This window comes from Floridaenema aerugineum BLCC-F46, assembly GCF_041929345.1.
Taxonomy (GTDB): domain Bacteria; phylum Cyanobacteriota; class Cyanobacteriia; order Cyanobacteriales; family Aerosakkonemataceae; genus Floridanema; species Floridanema aerugineum.
Window position 1 is genome coordinate 16,196 of the sequence record NZ_JBHFNQ010000119.1, and the last position, 18,490, is coordinate 34,685.

The window sequence follows — 18,490 nt, forward strand, 5'->3', positions numbered from 1 at the left end:
ATAATTTTAGATGGCCGATTCTCCGAACGCTTGATTCATCAAAAAATCGAAGATCTAAAATCTAAAATCCACAAACGATTGAGGTGTATTTAATGGTAACGGCGGCATTAAATCAGGAATTATTGCGGAATAATTCTCCAGAAATTCAAAGTTTAAAAATGGAAATGTGGGCGGGTGTGGAGTGTACTGTTAACCGAGTTGGCGATCGCTTTTTCAACCAACTAGAACGCAACGGTCACGGAACACGCTTAGACGACTTAAACTTATTTGCAGAACTTGGCATCCGCACCATCCGTTACCCTGTACTCTGGGAATTAATTGCCCCCAATGGGTTACAAAATGCTAATTGGTCTTGGGCAGATCGACGCTTAGAATACTTGCAAGAATTGGGTATTCGTCCGATTGTTGGCTTAGTGCATCATGGTAGCGGCCCAAGTCATACTAGCTTGATCGATCGCAACTTTGCCCCTGAACTCGCCCAATTTGCCCAAGCTGTGCAACAGCGTTACCCTTGGGTAGAGCTATTTACACCCGTCAACGAACCCTTAACTACTGCCCGTTTTAGCGGATTATATGGGCATTGGTATCCGCACGCACGGGATAACGCCACCTTTATCTGTGCATTGTTAAATCAATGTCGCGCCATTGTCTTGTCAATGCAAGCCATTCGTCAGGTTAACCCAAATGCAAAACTAGTGCAAACCGAGGATTTGTGCAAAGTTTTCAGTACACCCTTGATGGCGTATCAGGCAGAATTTGAGAATGAACGCCGTTGGTTGAGTTTTGATTTATTGTGCGGAAGAGTTAACCGCAAGCATCCTTTGTGGGGTTATTTATGTTGGAGTGGAGTAAGCGTTGCTGAACTAGAGTGGTTTTTAGAACATCCCTGTCCACCGGACATGATCGGGATGAACCATTACTTGACTAGCGATCGCTTTTTAGACGAACATCTAGAAAACTATCCTCATTGGACTCATGGTGGCAACGGAAGACACCAATACGCCGATGTGGAAGCAGTGCGAGTTTGTGCCGAAGGCATCGCAGGGCCAAGTGTATTAATAAAAGAAACTTGGGAACGTTACAAACTGCCCATTGCCGTTACCGAAGTGCATCATGGTTGCACTCGTGAAGAACAGTTGCGCTGGTTAAAAGAAGTTTGGGATGCTGCTACTAGCGTGCGGAAAGAAGGTGTGGATATTCGGGCAATTACAGCTTGGTCGCTTTTAGGATCTTACGACTGGAACAGTTTAGTAACCAGGGTTGAAGGTTGCTACGAGTCGGGTGTATTTGATTTACGTTCCCCCAAACCCCGCCCTACCGCCTTAGCCCGAATGCTGCGCGACTTAGCAACGAAACGAACTTACGATCATCCAGTTTTAGATGTTCCCGGATGGTGGCATCGTCCCCAGCGGTTGATTTATCCCCCTGTTTCCCTGTGCCCAACAGATGTAGGGGCGCACCCGTGTGTGCGCCCAACAGATGTAGGGGAAATCCAATCAAAAATTTCCCAGTCCCCAGTCCCCAGTCCCCAGTCCCCAGTCCCCCCCCGTTCCCTGGTAATAGTCGGCGCTAGAGGCACATTAGGGCAAGCTTTTGCGCGAATTTGTGAGATGCGGGGAATTCCTTATCATCTGCTGTGTCGGCAAAAGATGGATATTACCGATCCTATATCTGTCGATCGCACTTTAACAGACTTAAAACCTTGGGCGGTGATTAACGCTGCTGGGTACGTGCGGGTAGATGATGCGGAAAAGGAACCGGATGCTTGTTTACGGGCAAATGCGATCGGTCCGGCAATCTTAGCCGATGCTTGCGCCATCAGGGGTGTAGCACTATTGACCTTTTCATCCGATCTCGTCTTTGACGGAACTCGGGCTGCTCCTTATGTAGAAAGCGATGTTGTCTCCCCCTTAAATGTCTATGGACGTAGCAAAGCAGAGGCAGAAGTACGAGTTCTTAAGGTTCATCCCACATCCTTAGTCGTGCGTACCAGTGCCTTTTTCGGCCCCTGGGATGAATACAATTTTCTCACCATTGCTTTACGCACCCTGGCATCAGGACAACCGTTTTTAGCAGCTGCCGATAGTGTGGTTTCACCAACATACATCCCAGACCTAGTGAATGCCAGCTTGGATTTGTTAATTGATGGTGAGTGCGGTTTGTGGCATTTAGCCAACCCTGGTCAAAGTTCTTGGGCAGATTTGGCGAAATTTGCCGCTAAACAAAGCGGTTTGGATGTCAGCAGAATTGAAGCTTGTTCGATGCAAGCTCTCAGTTTACTAGCACCCCGCCCATCTTACAGCGTTCTGGGGAGTGAAAGAGGAGTGTTGCTACCGCCTTTGGAAAATGCGATCGATCGCTACTTCCACGAATGTCAGATTTTGAGGTGATTGGGATTGGGGAGCAGAGGGGCTCCAGGGGCTCCAGGGGCTCCAGGGGCTCCAGGGGCAGGGGTGCAGAGGGGCAGGGGTGCAGAGGGGCAGGGGGGCAGAGGGGCAGAGGGGCAGGGGGGCAGAGGGGCAAGAAAACTCTATAACTCAAAACTCAAACTCTACCCAGTCCCCAGTCCCCAGTCCCCAGTCCCCAGTACCCAATCCCCAGTCCCCTTACCAAACATTTTTATTTACTAAAAGAGGGTTAAAATCATGAGTATTTTCGTTAAAACCATTCAATCTCCCGAAATTTTAGATAGTCATTATGCCATTCAATTCCGTCAAGAAATCGAGAGCTTAATAGCGGCAGGTGTCAAGATTTTCTACCTGGAACTACACAACGTCACTTTTATTAGTAATTCCGGGTTAATGGCTTTAATTTCCATTTTCAGAAGTGCTAAGGCTGCTAATTGTAAATTATTGCTAAAATCGAGTAGCCATCAAGTTAAGATGCTGTTAGAACTGACGGGTTTAGATCGAGCTTTTGAGGTTTTACCTGACTTTAATTCCTCAATGGGAGATTTAATTCAGACAGCTAAAACAGCCGTTCTCAGCAAATAATAGAAGCGGAAGTTGCGGCTAGCGCTAGTTCAGTCTGGTTAAGAAAATTTTTTGATAAAAATAGCCCTAAAGAGTTAATAGTTTCCTACTTATGGGTAATCTAGATATAGAGATCTGTCCTTGGGAAGAAGACTAATATGTACTCTTTAGGTAAGTGGTTAGAAAACTGTTACAACGGGTCAAGCAATTCCGGCGCGACCTTTAGTTTCTATCAGAATGAACGAGCGTATCCGCGACCTCAGCTGCAACGCTCTCATTGGATCTGTCTGAACGGTTCGTGGAAATTCACTTTTGACGATGATGGAACCTACACTCAACCGAGTGATATTTCCGATTGGACTCAAACCATTGAAGTTCCCTTTGCGCCAGAATCCAAGAAAAGCGGCATTGGCGATACTGGTTTTCACCCGAACTGTTGGTACGAAAGAGAATTTGACCTGCCAGAGTTAACTGAAGATTCCGAATCCGTTAATTTAAACTCTAAAATTGAATATTTAAAATCCAGCCGGGTGTTGTTGCACTTCGGGGCGGTTGATTATCGTGCCCGTGTGTGGGTGAATGGTCAATTTATGGCGGATCACGAAGGCGGACATACCCCATTTAGTATTGATATTACCCCGGTATTAAATCATAATGGGTCGCAACGGATTACTGTTTGGGCAGAAGACGACCCGCAAGATTTAGCTAAACCTCGCGGAAAGCAAGATTGGCAGTTAGAGCCTCATAGTATCTGGTATCCGCGCACTAGTGGGATTTGGCAGACAGTTTGGGCTGAGGTTGTTCCTTCTACTTATATCGATCGCATTCGTTGGACACCACATTTTGAACGTTGGGAAATTGGTTTTGAAGCGTTCGTTGCAGGTGAAAAGCGCAATGGTATCGAAATCAAGGTGAGATTGTCCGTTGGTTGCACTCTGTTAGTTAATGATACTTACGAAGTAATTAACGGAGAAATTCATCGCCGGATCGCCCTTTCCGACCCTGGTATCGATGACTACCGGAACGAATTGCTGTGGAGTCCTGAAAAGCCGACCTTAATCAATGCAGAAGTTGAATTATGGTCTGATGGCGAATTGCTGGATCAAATAAAATCTTATACAGCAATGCGGACAGTGGGGACACAACGCGATCGCTTTATGCTGAACGGAAGACCTTACTATCTGCGCCTAGTTCTAGATCAAGGATACTGGGCTGACAGCTTAATGACCGCCCCATCTGACGAAGCATTGCGGCGAGATGTGGAACTAGTCAAAGCAATGGGTTTCAACGGCGTTCGCAAACACCAAAAAATCGAAGATCCTCGCTTCTTGTATTGGGCGGACGTGCTAGGGTTAATGGTTTGGGAAGAAATGCCTTCTGCTTATCGCTTTACCCCGAAAGCAGTGGAACGCCTGACAAAAGAATGGACTGAAGTGATCCAACGAGATGCTTCCCATCCTTGTATTGTCGTTTGGGTGCCCTTTAACGAATCTTGGGGAGTTCCCGACTTAACGGCGACAGACGCGCATCGTCATTTAGTCCAAACACTCTACCACCTAACCAAAACCTTAGATCCGACTCGTCCAGTTGTGGGTAACGATGGATGGGAAAGCGCCGCTACTGACATTTTGGCGATTCACGATTATGATAATAGACCAACTCGGTTAGCTAGACGCTACGGCCCTGAAGTTAAGTTAACAGATTTGTTCGATCGCCAACGTCCCGGAGGAAGAGTACTCACCCTCGACGGTTATCCTCATCAAGGACAACCGATCATGTTAACCGAATTTGGTGGGATTGCTTATGCTGGAAGAGACGATCGGAAAGCTTGGGGATATGTACGTTCTCAAGATCTCTCGGAACTGCAAATCAGATATACAGCATTATTGGATGTAGTGAACAAAACAGAAATGTTCAGCGGTTTCTGTTATACCCAGTTAACCGACACCTTCCAAGAAGCCAACGGTTTATTGTATGCCGATCGTACTCCGAAATTCCCGATCGAAGAAATTGCATCTGCGACTCTAGGTAGGGGAATCGAAGAGGAAGAAGACGCTATGCTCAGTAAAGTAAAAGCTGCGTGGGCACAAAACCATAATGTTGTATTCCCAGGAGCTATTGAAACCGGATGGTCGCCAGCTGACACTGTACAGCAGATACCCCATTGCGGAGGGAATCACCCCGCCTAGTCCCAGCAATGAACCAATAGCCGCAAACCCCCACTTGCGCTGGCATCCATTGCGAGGCGAGTGGGTGGCTTACGCGAGTCATCGACAGGGGCGCACATTCATGCCGCCTCCAGAGTATAACCCGTTAGCGCCCACTAAAGATCCAAATTTTCCGACTGAACTTCCCCAAGGACGTTACGATGTTGCGGTTTTCGATAACCGCTTTCCCTCAATGACTGTGGCAGCAAATAACCCACCAGTCAACATTGTGGAAACTTTACCAGCAAATGGGGCGTGCGAGGTTGTGGTATTCACCCAAGACCCGCACGCCTCTTTAGGTGAATTAGAATTGTCGCATTTAGAATTATTGTTGCAGGTGTGGGGCGATCGAACTCGTAAAATCAGCGAACATCCCCACATTCAATATGTCTTACCCTTTGAAAATAAAGGCGTAGAAATGGGGGTAACTTTACAACATCCGCACGGACAAATTTACGCCTATCCTTTCGTTCCCCCAGTTCCAGCGAAAATGTTGTCAAGACAGCAAGCATATTACCAAGAACATCAAAAAGGATTGCTACAAGACTTAATTCAAAAAGAGATAGAAGACAACCAACGCATTATTTATTTAGACGATCATGCTGTTGCTTTCGTCCCCGTTTGTGCGCGTTACCCTTACGAAGTTTGGCTGGCAACAATTGAACCAGTAGCTACTTTTATCGACCTTTCCGAACCACAAATAAAATCCTTAGCTAGAGCCTTAAAAACCGTCACTTTAAAATATGATGGTTTGTGGAATCGTTCCTTCCCTTATTTAATGGCGTGGTATCAAGCCCCGACTGATGGAAAACCCCATCCCGAAGCCCATTTACACGCTCAATTTTACCCACCTTACCGCACAAAAGACCGTTTAAAATATCTCGCCGGAACCGAATTAGCAGCAGGAATGTTTGCTAACGACGCACTTCCTGAAGAAAAGGCGAAAGAATTACAAGCAGTAATTGTAAACTTAGAAACTCCTGTACAAGTGTGAGTAATTAGAATGTTTTTTGAACCGCAAAGAGCGCAAAGAACGCAAAGAAGAGAATCAAGAGGATCGAGGGTTAGTAATAAAGCTCCTCTTTCTTCTCTTTCTTTCTTTGCGCTCTTTGCGTCCTTTGCGGTTTTAAAATAATTCAAATATCAGCAAATTAACCTTCATCTACATCTGCGTTTATCTGCTTTCATCTGCGTACTAAAAATACCATGAATCAACACAGCGAAGAAGTTGACAAAAAATTAAATTTAATCCGCAATGCTTTAAGCGAAACAGAAGCCCAAGGAATTCGCATCAAAGGAACAGACTGGTTTTCCTGGGCGACTGCTGGCGCTTCCCACACAGTTTTATTAACAGCAGAAACCGGAGTTGCGGAAGTTTTAGTAACTCAAGAAAATGCCTGGATACTAACAAATGAAATTGAAGCCCAACGGTTTAAAGATGAAGAAATTCCGGCGAATTTTCAGTTTTTTATCTATCCTTGGGCAGATGTTTCTCAGTGCGAAAATTTTATAAAGGAAGTTACTAATGGGGGGAAGGTGTTGAGCGATCGACCAATTCCCCACGTAGAAAAGCGATTACCCCCATCTTTACAACAGCATAAACGAGTGATGATGCCCAGTGAATTAGAACGTTATCGTCAAGTCGGGCGTAAGGCGAGTGAGGCGATGACGGAAGTGTTAAAAGCTGCTAATTCTAATTGGACAGAATACCAACTTGCGGGTGCGGGTGCTGAAGCTTTATGGGCGAGAGGTTTACATCCCGCTTTAACTTTGGTTGCTGGGGAAAGGCGTTTACCGCTTTATCGTCATGCTACACCAACTGGGGAGAAAATCGGGCGACAAGCGATGTTGGTTTTTTGCGCTAGGGGTTATGGTTTATTTGCCAATCTTACCCGATTTGTGGTTTTTGACCGCTTGAAAGATGAAGACGCAAATTTGCATCGTCATGTTAGAGAAATTGAAGCGGAAGCTTTGAATTTTTGCCAACCTGGAACATCTTTAAATGCGGTTTATGATGTTTTAGCAAATGCTTATGAAAAGCACGGGTTTCCTAATGCTATTCGCGAACATCATCAAGGGGGAACGACAGGTTATTTGGCGCGAGAAGTTGTGGCAAATCCCACTACTACTGATACTTTAGAAGCAAATATGGCTATGGCTTGGAATCCTAGTTTACCGGGAGCTAAAATAGAAGATACTTTTGTGATTCTTGAGGATGGAAAGTTGGAAAATCTGACTTTAGATCCGAATTGGCCTAGTATTGAAGTAGCAGGAAGGTTGCGTGCTGTTCCTTTGGAGATTTAAGAATGCCTTGGCGAATGGAATTCGCGGCTACACAGACAAAACCTGCCTCCGCAGGTTTGAAGAGAAATTTAATTTTAGTCCGCCTTCGCGGACTTCCTTTGTGTAGCCGCGATTAGAAATCGCCCTGGCAAATTTTGTTAGTTGAGAAATATATTAATCATGAAAACCTTTCAAGATATTTTCAATCAATCTCCTGAAATTGAAGCAAGCGCACCGGGAAGAGTAAATTTACTCGGCGAACATACTGATTATAATGATGGTTTTGTTCTTCCTACTGCTATTCCTCAAAAAACAACGGTGCAGTTGGGTTATAGTCATGATGAACAACACCATTTTTATTCAGCAGAACTTGACGAAAAAGTTAGTATTGCTAAAAATGAGCTTCCGCCACAAGGTTTTGCTAGTTATATTTTTGGCTGTATCGATTTGTTAGAAAAAGCCAGATATTCAGTTCCACCGCTAAATTTATATGTGACATCTTCCGTTCCAATGGGTTCGGGTTTGTCTAGCAGTGCTGCTTTAGAAGTTAGCACTTTGCGCGGCTTGAAATTACTTCTAAATTTACCTATTGATGATGTACAAATCGCCCAAATTGCTCAATTAGCAGAAATTAATTATGCTGGGGTACAATGCGGAATTATGGATCAAATGGCTTCGAGTTTAGCCGATCGCTATTCCATGCTATTCTTAGATACTAGAACGCTCGATCGGCAAATTCTCCCCTTCCCTAAAAACGCTGAAATTGTCATCATCGATAGTGGTGTACCTCGCACTTTAGCCGGAAGTGGTTACAACAAACGACGCGCCGAATGTGAAGAAGCGGCGCGAATTTTGGGAGTCAAAGCATTAAGAGATATTAGCAACCCAGAAATAGTAGAATCTTTACCAGAACCTTTGCGTCGTCGCGCCCGTCATGTTGTTACTGAAGATAACCGAGTTTTAGAAGCAATTCAAGGAATTTCTCCCCAACGTTTTGGCGAATTAATGAATGCTTCCCATGCGAGTTTACGCGATGATTACGAAGTTTCTGTCCCCGCTTTGGATACTTTAGTCGGAATTTTGCAAGCAACTCCTGGTGTTTTTGGCGCACGTTTGACAGGTGCAGGTTTTGGGGGTGCTTGTGTTGCTTTGGTGGAAGAAGGGAGGGGAGGAGCGATCGCACCATCCACCCTAGAAAGTTATAATCAAGCAGGTCATACCGGAAAAATTTTAGTTCCCCAACTCAATTAACTCTTACCCATTCCCACACTATCGCCCGATTTTGAAGGCCATCTCACTGTTAAAATAGTAGAATCTGATTCTGCTACCCAAGTATGAAGTATACCAGGGCACCAAAGCACATAATCTCCTTGATTAGATAAGACAATTTCTGACTCTGGAAATTGCACCCGAAATCTTCCCGAAATCAAAATAGAAAGCGTAGTTGCTTCGGCGTTCATCGCCCATTCTCGCCTACCATCTCCTGCTGGATGAACCGCCCATTTCACTTCTAAATCAGAGGTGGAACGAGGGTCATTATCTGGCATAAAATGACCAATAAACCAACCCCCACGCATTGTCCCTTCTTTCTGGGCATTCCCAAACACAATTTTAGATTCCATTGATTAATTTTGGCTTTTTGCAGCTACTAACGCAAGTTGCTAGTTATCATCCAACGGGTGCGTCAGAACTAAAAATTCCTGTGACTTGCCCAAATTTTACAGTCTGACGCACAGGACAAACAACTTAAATGAAATAAAAATATTAGTTTAGTCATCTACCCAAAGGAATAAATAACATTGGTTTTATCTTGTTGGATTAAACACACAGAATTAACTTCTCTCATGTTACTTTTATGATAATATTTTATCTCTGGACTTTTTAAGATATGGATTTTAGTCAATTGCTTGTTGAAAAAACAGATATAATCACGGAAAGCTGGGTCGAAGCGGTTTACTTAGATAGGCAAATTTCCAGCGCTAACAATTTACCAAGTTCAGCAATACAGAATCACTTACACGAAATTTTAAGAGCAATGGTAAGTGTCCTTTCCCATGATGAAGCAAGTAATATTGACACAATTGTAAAAGAGAATTTATTTCCCGTTACTCTGAGGGCAGCACAAGGTTTTGTGCCAACAGAAATTGTGCGAGAATATCGTTTACTGCGTCAAGTAATATTTTCTACTTTAGAGCCAGATCTACTAAAGGGTAAGGTTCCACAAGTAATCCGAGCTTATAATGTGATTAATGCGACAATTGAGCAAGCTATTTTTCAGTGCTGCAAAATTTATGTAGATGAGCGCTTCCAAGAATTACAAGGATTACAAAATCATGTAGAATTAACTAATCAACAAGTTCAAGAACTATCTTGCTTAGTGAAAGCTCATCAATATAATCTCTGTCAATTAGCTCATGAATTAAAAAATTCTTTAAGTGTAATTATTGGTTATGCAGAGCTATTTTTACGATCGCATAACAGAGATACACAAAGGCGAGATTCTGTGGCTAATTTGGAATATGTTGAGCGGGTAATACAACATGGGAGACAGGTACTGTATTTAATTAACGATGCACTAGATATTGCTTGCTATTCCTCTGGCAAAATTAAACTGTCTTTAGAACCAACCGATGTACGTTCTTTAATTAACAATATAGTCGAACTTTGGGAGCCTTTAGCTAATGAAAAACAGTTACAAGTGGTGAAAAATTGCGATCGCGCTCCTGAAACAGTATTAACTGCTCCTTTGCGATTACAACAAATTATCACGAACCTACTCATTAATGCAATTCGTTATACCAATTCAGGAGTGATTAATTTAACTTGCCAAAAACTAGGTGATAGTGACTGGTGTATTGAGGTTATGGACACAGGAATTGGCATAGCACCAGAAGACCAAGTTCATATTTTTGAACCTTTCTATCAGGCTAAAAATAGCGGTAGTTCTTGGTCTAATGGCTCTGGCTTAGGGTTAGCAATTGTCTGGCAATTGGTAAAATTAATGCAAGGCAAAATAGAGCTTGTCTCTCAGGTGGGAGCAGGCTCCACTTTCACCGTTACTTTACCGCTAGAAACTAAATTAACAGAAACACTTCCTTAAATTTTGGGCAATTTTTACGTCGCTTTTAGCCTTAAAGAAGCTCTGACTCTTGCCATTAATTCATCATACTCGATCGGCTTACGCACAAAGTCATTAGCCCCTAAATCTAAAGCTTGGGCTGCATTCATATTCTCATAAGCAGTGATTAATACGATCGGAATAAAAGGCAGATCTTTTTGTTCTCGAATGCGTCGAGTTAATTCATAGCCATCCATTCCGGGCATCATCGCATCCAGTAAAATTAAATCTGGTGGTGTAGTTTGTACCTTCGCTAAGGCAGCTTTGCCATTATTAGCAGTATCAACTACATATCCTTCTTCTACTAAAATCGCTTCTAGAAGAGATATGTTGTCCTGCATATCATCGACAATTAAGATGCGTTTAAGTTGGGCTTTAGTTGCAGAATAAGCCATGATAATTAACCTTCCAATTTAGCAAACATTACTTAATATAATTAAAATTTACAAGATTTCTGACTCTATAATTCCTATTTTTTACTATATTTACCTCATACCTAAAGTAGATTTTGCTCAGAACGCAGCCGAATCCGTCTGTACAGAATTTTGCTGAACCCTGTATTGAAAAACGTAGTAATTATTACAATCCATCTTCATTTTAATCTCTTTCTTTAGCTGTAAGTAGTTAGAAATATTAGTAGTTACTTTGATTTATAACCAAATTGAATTAACACTTGATGAGATGAATTACGAACAATCAAACATTACCGAATCTGAGTTAAGTACTCAGGTAAAAACAGAAAATCAAGTCAGTAAAAAATTACCTCTTTGGGAAATTCCGCGAGTTGTAATTATGTTATTTACGGCAATTTTATTGTTTGTTGCTGCCCTTTATTATGGGATTATTAACCCTTGAAGGGAAAAGGTTGCAGGGCAATATCATATCCGGCTGATTCATGTAGAGACGTTATATATAACGTCTCTACATTATATATACTCTTTCCATCTTAGATGTATCTATTTGGGGAACAATAATCTAAACAATTAATTGCTTCTTCTGTGAGGGCTGCTTTGGGGTGTAAAGCACATTTAAGGTGATAATCACCCGAAAAATATTGACAGTTGGCACAGGGAATTTGATGCAGGCGCTTTCCGGTTTTAACTGCCTCTTGGGTAGCACTCCAAATTGTCCACAACACCAAAAAAATCAGTGAAACCGATGTTATAAAGCTAATCATAACTACTCCAACTTCATCAACATTTCTGCATCAATATATCAAAGTATCCCTGACAATTCTCGAAATATACCTTCTTCTTAAGAAAGATTTTAATTATATCTAATAACTGTGTTTTTCCTGACATAATGGTAATTAACAAATTCTGAAACCCTAATAATTACTGAATTTTGAACATAAATAACGCAAATTAAGGTGGTGACGTGCAGACCTAATGCGATCGCATGGTGAATCAAGAAATCACCAGGGCCGATCATTAGGAATAGAGTATTAGTTGTGTTATTGATGGCATCCAACCAACCGGGTAGCCAAACGTTGCCGTGATTGGGCCAAGCGGTAGAAGCAATGCTATCCGCGTTAGACAGCAAAGCGTCCATGCCATACAACACTTTACCGTGAGCAGACTGAATGAACTGAGCAAACACCGCAAATAACAATATTGGTAATAAAACAAGGCTGATTTTGTTTAATAAGTGCGATCGCTTCCTGCCATTGCTGTTCGTCATCGCGAGTGAGATAGCGAACGAGGATATTTGTATCAAGTGCGATCATTTGCTCCCTCAGAAATAGCAACTTCCATTTCTTCTTGGGTAGCTTTCCTAATGCCAGAACGGTGTAAAATTCCTGATAATTATTCTACAGAAACATGAAGAGGAATGAGTTTAACTTGACCGGATTCATCGATGATAAAATCAATTTTACTACCACTGACCAGTTTGAGATGATCCCGAATTTCTTGGGGAAGGCTAATCTGTCCGGTGTCGGTGAGTGTTGTAATAAACATTACTAATATTGCTGGGTGAGTTAGGCTATTCAATTATAATCGCTTTTGCTGTCACCACCAATTTCTAGTACGCCTGCTATGTTTGCGATCGCCTTTGTGTGGAAAAAAGCGATCGCTTTCTCTAAAATCAAAGAGCGACGCATTTGTTAAAATCTAAACTGATACTAACTGTAAAGAAGTTGCTGCATAAACAATTCAACACCGGAGGATTTATGCTAATCCAGAAAATCATACAAGAACTAAAAGATATACCAGAAGAGAAGCTTACAGAAATTTATGATTTAATTCACGACTTCCGTTTAGGCTTAAATCAAGAAGACACCCAACCTCGTACCCCAGGACTACTGATAGGACAACTGGGAGAGGCATTTTTTGAACCTCTACCAGAAGAGGAACTTCAGCAATGGGAATGAGCTACCTGCTTGACACTCATATTCTGCTCTGGTGGCTTTGTTAGGCTACTGAAAAATCGGTTAAATGACGACGATTTGGACGAATAAATCCCAAAACAATATCTTCTTTAGGAATTCCTAATTGTAAGAGTTCTAAAGCAATTCCTTCTTCAGTTCCATCTGACTCAATCCAGACTTTTTCTGCAACAATCCTCAAATGAACTACAACAGCATGGACTCTTCCCGTTCGATCCCATCCAGTATCGAGTAACAAGTAATTATCTGCGATCGGATCGCAAATTAATAGAGCTTCAATTTCGCCATGACTGGGTTGATGTTGAGCGTGCTTTTGGAGAATCTTGGTAATTATTTGCCTGTAATTTTCTAATTTAGCCATTGGATAATTACCTCCCGTTCTGGATCGAAAATAATAAAGTCAATGCTTTGATCGCTCACAATATCTTGAATGGCAGGTTGTTGAAAGAAATCGCGATAAACTTCTTGAGTAACTGCTAAATATAACTTTCGCTCTGGGCTAACCCGACGCAATATACTTCGATACATATTATACTGCCCAATCGCTTTTTGTAGCTCAGTTACTTGTGAAATGCTGTTAAAGACTTTGATTTCTATGGCAATTTTCTGTTCTTCTCTCTCGGCAGCTAATAATTTTTCGGCTCCTAAATCTATATACAAACGTAAGCCTTTATACTCTAAAGTATAAGGGTCGTCAGTTATAGTCCAGCCATCTTTAATCAAGGCATTCTTAACTTCATCGTGATACAGATCGTATTGCGGCATTATTTATGTTAAAATTTTGATTCCTTGTTTGTTAGGATATCATTGCTGAGTGATTCTCGATAGGACGCGACGCGATCGGGCAATGAACCAAAGTCCTGCAAGGACGCGGCATGAACTTAGAGAATTCGCATACCAAACATAATATTATGACGAAAAAAACCAAGTTTCAAAGGATAGGCATAAGGTTACGGTATTTCGACACTATGCTCTCATAGAGAGAAGTATTGCCTTTGTGTGGAAAAAAGCGATCGCTTTCTCTAAAATCAAAGAGCGATCGCCTGGATGTGGAAAAAAGCGATCGCTATGCCGAAATCATCAATAATCACCGCGAAAACGATCGATTAACTCCTGACGGGATAACTGCATCAACAATGGTGTAAATTCTGACGGCGGTAAACTCAACACAGGGTTAATAATTGAAGCTAAGTCTTCATCAACCGTACCAAAACGGAACCGCAATAAATTCTCGACAACTAGACGTTCTCCTTGTTGAAAACCCGAAAGTTGTGCTGCTTCTAGTTGTTGATCGAAAAGAGGAGATAACCGCATAATTAACTCTCTATCCTCCGAATTTGTGCTTTGATTAGATTGTAAATCGGCTTTTAAGCGATTGAGTAAAATTAACGCATTAGCTCGAAAAGGATTATCTGTGGGGAGTTGTTCTAGTTCATCAATTGCTTGTGCTTGCACTTTACCACGTCCTAAAACCCTTAGCCAAAGAGTATCTAAGCTACGGGGTAATTGATGAATCACCACAATTACGGTTCGCAATTGTGCTGGCAGAAAGTAAATCCCCATAGGGGGTGAGGAGTTCTTCGAGATAGTCCTTGGCGAATTGGTCGTGAATAAAACGGGTCACTATTAATCAATGAGTGAGAATGATGGTTTAAATATACCAGAAACCCAAGCGGTTATTTCTGATAGTATTACTTGGTTGAACCTGGGTATTTTTAAATATTTAATATTGCTAAAAGAAAGAGCGATCGCCTTTGTGTGGAAAAAAGCGATCGCCTAATTACATAATTGATGATTAAAATTCAACCTTAATTGTTAAAGTGAACTCATATATCTCTTTCTTAATCTGCTCGATTTGAGCCTGTAAGTTCAGATAGGTTGGAATTTGGAGATCGGATATAACCTTCAGCGTTTTTCTCGACTCCTCACTAAGGCTCAAGGTTAATTCCCGACTCTTAATCGGATTGCTTCCTTTTCTTTGGTCTATCAGGGATTTCATTGATATATCACTCAGCAATTGATATTGCTTAAGATGCGACTCTGCGGCTTCCAAATCTGGCTTTCCACCATCGAATTTACTCTTGATTTTGAGGTTTCTACGCATTTCTTCAAAAGTTTTGCTTTGTCCTTCAAGATTTCCTTTAGCATAGAGACTATCGACAGAGCCTCTGAACAACTGCTTACCTTTTGAAGTTTTTACCTCAATCTGTTCTACCGTAACTTCTCGCGCACCTAATAAACCACATAGAGTAGTGAAATGAAAATACTTTGCTAATGCAAAAGTTGAAGATGCTTTATCAATAACAGCATAGTCTGATGTATCGTAAGGGCTTTGAATTAACAAGCTACCTGGTTCTAAAAGTCCGCTGCTCTCTAGCTTATGCGCCAAGGAACCTTCTAATTCATCTGTAAGATTTAAAAGGTAAACTTGCTCATTTACGAGAAGTTCATTTGCTTGTGGCGTGTACTCCAATCTAGTTAACTCTTCAGCAGAAAGAACTAGAATAGCTTTTCTCTTTTTAGGTGAGATGGCATCAAAATTCATTTTTTCACTTTTTTTGTCAGGATAATTTTGTAGACTTGTTACCTTTTCTATCTCTTTTTCCCTTGTCTGTGAAAAAAGTTGAGCAGAAAGATTTGAAGTGTCATTACCAATAAATTGTTTAAGGCGATTAAACCAGTCACTACCAAAAGGGTTAGTTGAATTCCTTGTGCTTGAAGAATCCAACCTACTAAAAATATTGCTACGGTTGCCCCCATCCAGACGATCCCCTGCGTCTGGATATCGACCTTCTTTTTTTTTGCTTCCAAAACGCTTTTAAACCATTCTTGTATTTTTGTTACTGCATCCCTGTTCAAAGTTCGGTTTAGTTTATGAGCAACAACTTCTCTAATTTCACTGCAACTACGTTCAATCCAATCGGGCGAAAATTCTTCCGGTAGTTCTCCATAAATCACAATAGGAGCCAGACGATTTGCTTGGTCTTTTTCAATGGGTAAAGTTTCTATAACAAACTTGGGATCGCTAAAGCGAATAGTTACTTCTGAATTCGGTGAAGAAAACTCTAATTTTTTTCCTGAGACTTCGTAAATTTTAGAAACAATTTGTTGACGCTCCGAATTATCAGTTAGTTGTTCGTTATCTTTAAAAATTAAATCAGGAGCTTTATTATCAAGGCTTTGAGCCCAAAAGAATAAACTTTTCATTTCTCCACCTGCTCAAAAATTCTTGTAATTAGGTAGTCAGCATCTCTTTCTGTTGCCAAACTACCAAGAGCAACCTTGACTGTAGCCGATCCACCAGCAAGTCGGGTCATCTTCTTGACTACTGGTAATGCCCTAAAGCGATCGACATAGTTTCCCATTGTGTCAGGAGTCAGCTTTTGAAATTCAGGGTCAGAACTCCAATGATTTCCCACAATAAAAAACTGTTTTTTAGCTTTTGATTCTTTGATCCAGCCATGTATTTGTCCCAGATCCTCTTGACATCTTTTTTCTGTTGTTGGATTAAGATTTAAAAGTTCATTTGTTCGGACAATATACAAAATTAAATCAGAACTATCGAAAATATTTTTCCATACACCATAGGCATCTTTAGAACCGGAAACATCATCAGTCTTTCTAAGATAGATATCTAAATCGCCAAGTTTAATTCGCTTTCTTTCTATTTCTTTTTTGTCAATTGTTTGCTTGTAATGTTCAATTAGAATACCCTTTTCCAGGTATTGTAAAAGAGTTGTTTTACCAACTTCTCTTTTACCCAAAACCGCTATTTTCTTTCCCTTCATAGCGTAAAGAATATTATCCCAATTGCAGACGACTGTAGCTCCTCCTGCTACACCTGCTGCACTTGCTGCAACAGCTATTATTATCGGAATCAAAGGTAAAGCCATAAACGCTTAACTTATTTTAGGCAATCAATAAATTTTTCCTGTTTTTTCTATTATGACGTTATTTCAGATTTACCATAGTTATGAAAAGTCTAATCTGGTATAGACTTCGATCGCACCTTTTTAAACCCCATTAGTAGCAAAAAGTATAGTTTAGTCGCAATAGGTTGCAAAAGGGTGCAAAAAGTAGTAAAATCGCGTACAAATCAAACCAGTATGTGTATCACCGATGGATGTTCAAGAAGTCCTCAAATGGGCAGATGATTTAAGTTGGGCTAAAACGGGAACACACTTAAATAGTTTGCAACAAGCTGTGTTAGCAGGGGTTTGGAATAGTCAAAAATACAAAGAGATCGCAGATAAATATCACTGTACTGAAGCTAACGTCAAAAGAGTTGCAGGCAATTTATGGGAACTGATATCAGAAGAATTAGACGAAGAGGTTAATAAAAAAAACTTACGCGCTACATTGGAACGGTATAATATTTCTAATTATAATGTTGGGAATAATTTTGCACAAAGTAAATTTTATGGAAGTAGCATCAATCTTTGTGGAGAAAGTTGCCCCGATCAAGAAAATTCCAAAAATCGATCGCACACCTCCACCCCTACTACAAATCCCACCACCAACCAATCAGAAAAACACCACGATTTAACCGAAGCACCGGAATCCGATCGCATTTACAACCGCACCACAGAAATAACAACTCTTAAACAATGGATACTGCAAGAAAATATCCACATCGTCACTATCTTTGGATTACCGGGAATTGGCAAAACTGCCCTCGCTAGAGAACTCGTCGAACAAATTCAAGATAAATTTGAATATATCATCTGGCGCAACTGTACCAATACCCTCACCCTGAAATCCCTACAAACTAATTTAATAGAGTTTTTTTCCAAAAATAGAGAAACTGAACTGTTATCACTAATCGACTATCTGCGTTCTCATTCTTGCCTGATTATTCTCGACGATTTCCAAGAACTATTTATCAGTGGAGAATTAGCAGGAACTTATCTTCCCGAATGCCAAAATTATGCTAAATTCTTAAAAGAAATAGCCTGTTCCCTTCACAAAAGTTGTTTGCTACTCCTAAGTTGGGAAAAACCTACAGAAATAGCTACATTAGAAGGAGAAAACCGCCATTGTCGCAGCTTACAACTTGGCAGTTTGGGAGAAGCTGCGGCGGAAATATTGACGAACAAAGGGTTAAATGATGAGGATAAATGGGGGGAACTGATCGAACTTTACGGCGGCAATCCTTCCTGGTTAAATATAATAGCTTCTACGATCGAAGATTTATTTAATGGTAGTGTCGATCGCTACTTATCCTATCCCAGCTTATTTTTAGGAGAATTAGAACCAAAATTAGAAGAATATTACCAACGATTATCGGCATCTGAAAAACAGGTAATTCTCTGGTTAGCCAACCAAGAAACAGCCGATATTTTCCATAAACCAGCAGAATTAGCCTTATCTGATGCTGAGTTTTTGAAAGCAGTACAGTCTTTGCGGAAACGGGGTTTAATCGAAAAAGCAAACGATAAGCGATCGCTCCTATTTGCTGTGCCAATTTTGCTGAAAAAGTATCTGCAAAATCGGTATATATAGTTAGGGATTAGGGAAAGGATGA

The 18,490-nt window shown here is 41.2% G+C and carries 21 protein-coding genes and 1 pseudogene; 11 read left to right on the plus strand and 11 right to left on the minus strand.

Features of this window, described 5'->3' with window-relative positions; genetic code table 11:
• Positions 1 to 158 precede the first annotated feature (158 nt).
• The 6 genes from ACE1CC_RS15845 to galK all read left to right on the plus strand — a co-directional run bounded on the left by ACE1CC_RS15845 (position 159) and on the right by galK (position 8,713).
• On the plus strand, positions 159 to 2,390 hold the full coding sequence (locus ACE1CC_RS15845; protein WP_459563855.1) for a family 1 glycosylhydrolase: 2,232 nt from the start codon (positions 159 to 161) through the stop codon (positions 2,388 to 2,390).
• Between the two features lie 255 nt (positions 2,391 to 2,645).
• A complete protein-coding gene (locus ACE1CC_RS15850; RefSeq protein ID WP_413271399.1) occupies positions 2,646 to 2,993 on the plus strand; it encodes an STAS domain-containing protein in 348 nt (115 codons plus the stop codon).
• Between the two features lie 137 nt (positions 2,994 to 3,130).
• On the plus strand, positions 3,131 to 5,161 hold the full coding sequence (locus ACE1CC_RS15855; RefSeq protein WP_413271400.1) for a glycoside hydrolase family 2 protein: 2,031 nt from the start codon (positions 3,131 to 3,133) through the stop codon (positions 5,159 to 5,161).
• Positions 5,073 to 6,173, plus strand: a complete 1,101-nt coding sequence (gene galT / locus ACE1CC_RS15860; RefSeq protein ID WP_459563856.1) for a galactose-1-phosphate uridylyltransferase — start codon at positions 5,073 to 5,075, stop codon at positions 6,171 to 6,173. Before ACE1CC_RS15855 ends, galT begins: the two co-directional genes overlap by 89 nt.
• A 212-nt stretch (positions 6,174 to 6,385) precedes the next feature.
• On the plus strand, positions 6,386 to 7,483 hold the full coding sequence (locus ACE1CC_RS15865; RefSeq protein ID WP_413271402.1) for a M24 family metallopeptidase: 1,098 nt from the start codon (positions 6,386 to 6,388) through the stop codon (positions 7,481 to 7,483).
• Between the two features lie 159 nt (positions 7,484 to 7,642).
• Entirely contained in the window at positions 7,643 to 8,713 is a 1,071-nt protein-coding gene (gene galK / locus ACE1CC_RS15870; RefSeq protein WP_413271403.1) for a galactokinase, read from the plus strand.
• Here the strand turns inward: galK and ACE1CC_RS15875 are convergent.
• Positions 8,710 to 9,084 carry a signal peptidase I gene (locus ACE1CC_RS15875; RefSeq protein WP_413271404.1) on the minus strand — a complete coding sequence of 125 codons (375 nt, stop codon included), beginning with the start codon at positions 9,082 to 9,084 and terminating at the stop codon, positions 8,710 to 8,712. The genes galK and ACE1CC_RS15875 overlap by 4 nt on opposite strands.
• A 266-nt stretch (positions 9,085 to 9,350) precedes the next feature.
• Between ACE1CC_RS15875 and ACE1CC_RS15880 the strand changes: the two genes are divergently transcribed.
• Entirely contained in the window at positions 9,351 to 10,562 is a 1,212-nt protein-coding gene (locus ACE1CC_RS15880; protein WP_413271405.1) for an ATP-binding protein, read from the plus strand.
• Between the two features lie 14 nt (positions 10,563 to 10,576).
• Here the strand turns inward: ACE1CC_RS15880 and ACE1CC_RS15885 are convergent, their stop codons facing one another.
• On the minus strand, positions 10,577 to 10,975 hold the full coding sequence (locus ACE1CC_RS15885) for a response regulator (RefSeq protein WP_413271406.1): 399 nt from the start codon (positions 10,973 to 10,975) through the stop codon (positions 10,577 to 10,579).
• Positions 10,976 to 11,225: 250 nt separating this feature from the next.
• On the opposite strand from ACE1CC_RS15885, the gene ACE1CC_RS15890 reads away from it, so the two are divergent.
• Positions 11,226 to 11,435 carry a hypothetical protein gene (locus ACE1CC_RS15890; RefSeq protein WP_413271407.1) on the plus strand — a complete coding sequence of 70 codons (210 nt, stop codon included), beginning with the start codon at positions 11,226 to 11,228 and terminating at the stop codon, positions 11,433 to 11,435.
• Between the two features lie 91 nt (positions 11,436 to 11,526).
• On the opposite strand, the gene ACE1CC_RS15895 is transcribed toward ACE1CC_RS15890, so the two are convergent.
• The 3 genes and pseudogenes from ACE1CC_RS15895 to ACE1CC_RS15905 all read right to left on the minus strand — a co-directional run bounded on the left by ACE1CC_RS15895 (position 11,527) and on the right by ACE1CC_RS15905 (position 12,538).
• Complete coding sequence (locus ACE1CC_RS15895) at positions 11,527 to 11,757, minus strand: hypothetical protein (RefSeq protein WP_413271408.1); 231 nt, start codon at positions 11,755 to 11,757, stop codon at positions 11,527 to 11,529.
• 179 nt (positions 11,758 to 11,936) lie between these two features.
• A pseudogene (gene psaB / locus ACE1CC_RS15900) lies at positions 11,937 to 12,194 on the minus strand (photosystem I core protein PsaB); the annotation flags it as partial.
• A 191-nt stretch (positions 12,195 to 12,385) separates the two neighbouring features.
• Positions 12,386 to 12,538, minus strand: coding sequence for an AbrB/MazE/SpoVT family DNA-binding domain-containing protein (locus ACE1CC_RS15905; RefSeq protein WP_413271409.1), 153 nt, complete (start codon positions 12,536 to 12,538; stop codon positions 12,386 to 12,388).
• A gap of 212 nt (positions 12,539 to 12,750) precedes the next feature.
• Here ACE1CC_RS15905 and ACE1CC_RS15910 point away from each other — a divergent pair, with 212 nt between their 5' ends.
• Positions 12,751 to 12,951, plus strand: coding sequence for a hypothetical protein (locus tag ACE1CC_RS15910; RefSeq protein ID WP_249096907.1), 201 nt, complete (start codon positions 12,751 to 12,753; stop codon positions 12,949 to 12,951).
• 40 nt (positions 12,952 to 12,991) lie between these two features.
• Here the strand turns inward: ACE1CC_RS15910 and ACE1CC_RS15915 are convergent, their stop codons facing one another.
• From ACE1CC_RS15915 to ACE1CC_RS15925, 3 genes are all read right to left on the minus strand, one after another.
• Complete coding sequence (locus ACE1CC_RS15915) at positions 12,992 to 13,327, minus strand: XisI protein (protein ID WP_413271410.1); 336 nt, start codon at positions 13,325 to 13,327, stop codon at positions 12,992 to 12,994.
• Positions 13,315 to 13,731: an element excision factor XisH family protein gene (locus ACE1CC_RS15920; protein WP_413271411.1), complete on the minus strand. Its 417-nt coding sequence runs from the start codon at positions 13,729 to 13,731 to the stop codon at positions 13,315 to 13,317. Before ACE1CC_RS15920 ends, ACE1CC_RS15915 begins: the two co-directional genes overlap by 13 nt.
• Positions 13,732 to 14,046: 315 nt before the next feature.
• Complete coding sequence (locus ACE1CC_RS15925) at positions 14,047 to 14,529, minus strand: hypothetical protein (RefSeq protein WP_413271412.1); 483 nt, start codon at positions 14,527 to 14,529, stop codon at positions 14,047 to 14,049.
• A gap of 70 nt (positions 14,530 to 14,599) precedes the next feature.
• Between ACE1CC_RS15925 and ACE1CC_RS15930 the strand changes: the two genes are divergently transcribed.
• On the plus strand, positions 14,600 to 14,746 hold the full coding sequence (locus ACE1CC_RS15930) for a hypothetical protein (protein ID WP_413271413.1): 147 nt from the start codon (positions 14,600 to 14,602) through the stop codon (positions 14,744 to 14,746).
• 15 nt (positions 14,747 to 14,761) lie between these two features.
• Here the strand turns inward: ACE1CC_RS15930 and ACE1CC_RS15935 are convergent, their stop codons facing one another.
• The 3 genes from ACE1CC_RS15935 to ACE1CC_RS15945 are packed head-to-tail and all read right to left on the minus strand — an operon-like array spanning position 14,762 to position 16,859.
• On the minus strand, positions 14,762 to 15,511 hold the full coding sequence (locus ACE1CC_RS15935; protein ID WP_413271414.1) for a hypothetical protein: 750 nt from the start codon (positions 15,509 to 15,511) through the stop codon (positions 14,762 to 14,764).
• A gap of 47 nt (positions 15,512 to 15,558) precedes the next feature.
• Complete coding sequence (locus ACE1CC_RS15940) at positions 15,559 to 16,173, minus strand: hypothetical protein (protein WP_413271415.1); 615 nt, start codon at positions 16,171 to 16,173, stop codon at positions 15,559 to 15,561.
• Positions 16,170 to 16,859: a GTPase domain-containing protein gene (locus tag ACE1CC_RS15945; protein ID WP_413271416.1), complete on the minus strand. Its 690-nt coding sequence runs from the start codon at positions 16,857 to 16,859 to the stop codon at positions 16,170 to 16,172. Before ACE1CC_RS15945 ends, ACE1CC_RS15940 begins: the two co-directional genes overlap by 4 nt.
• 226 nt (positions 16,860 to 17,085) lie before the next feature.
• Here ACE1CC_RS15945 and ACE1CC_RS15950 point away from each other — a divergent pair, with 226 nt between their 5' ends.
• Positions 17,086 to 18,468, plus strand: coding sequence for an NB-ARC domain-containing protein (locus tag ACE1CC_RS15950; protein ID WP_413271417.1), 1,383 nt, complete (start codon positions 17,086 to 17,088; stop codon positions 18,466 to 18,468).
• The last annotated feature ends 22 nt before the right edge of the window (positions 18,469 to 18,490 follow it).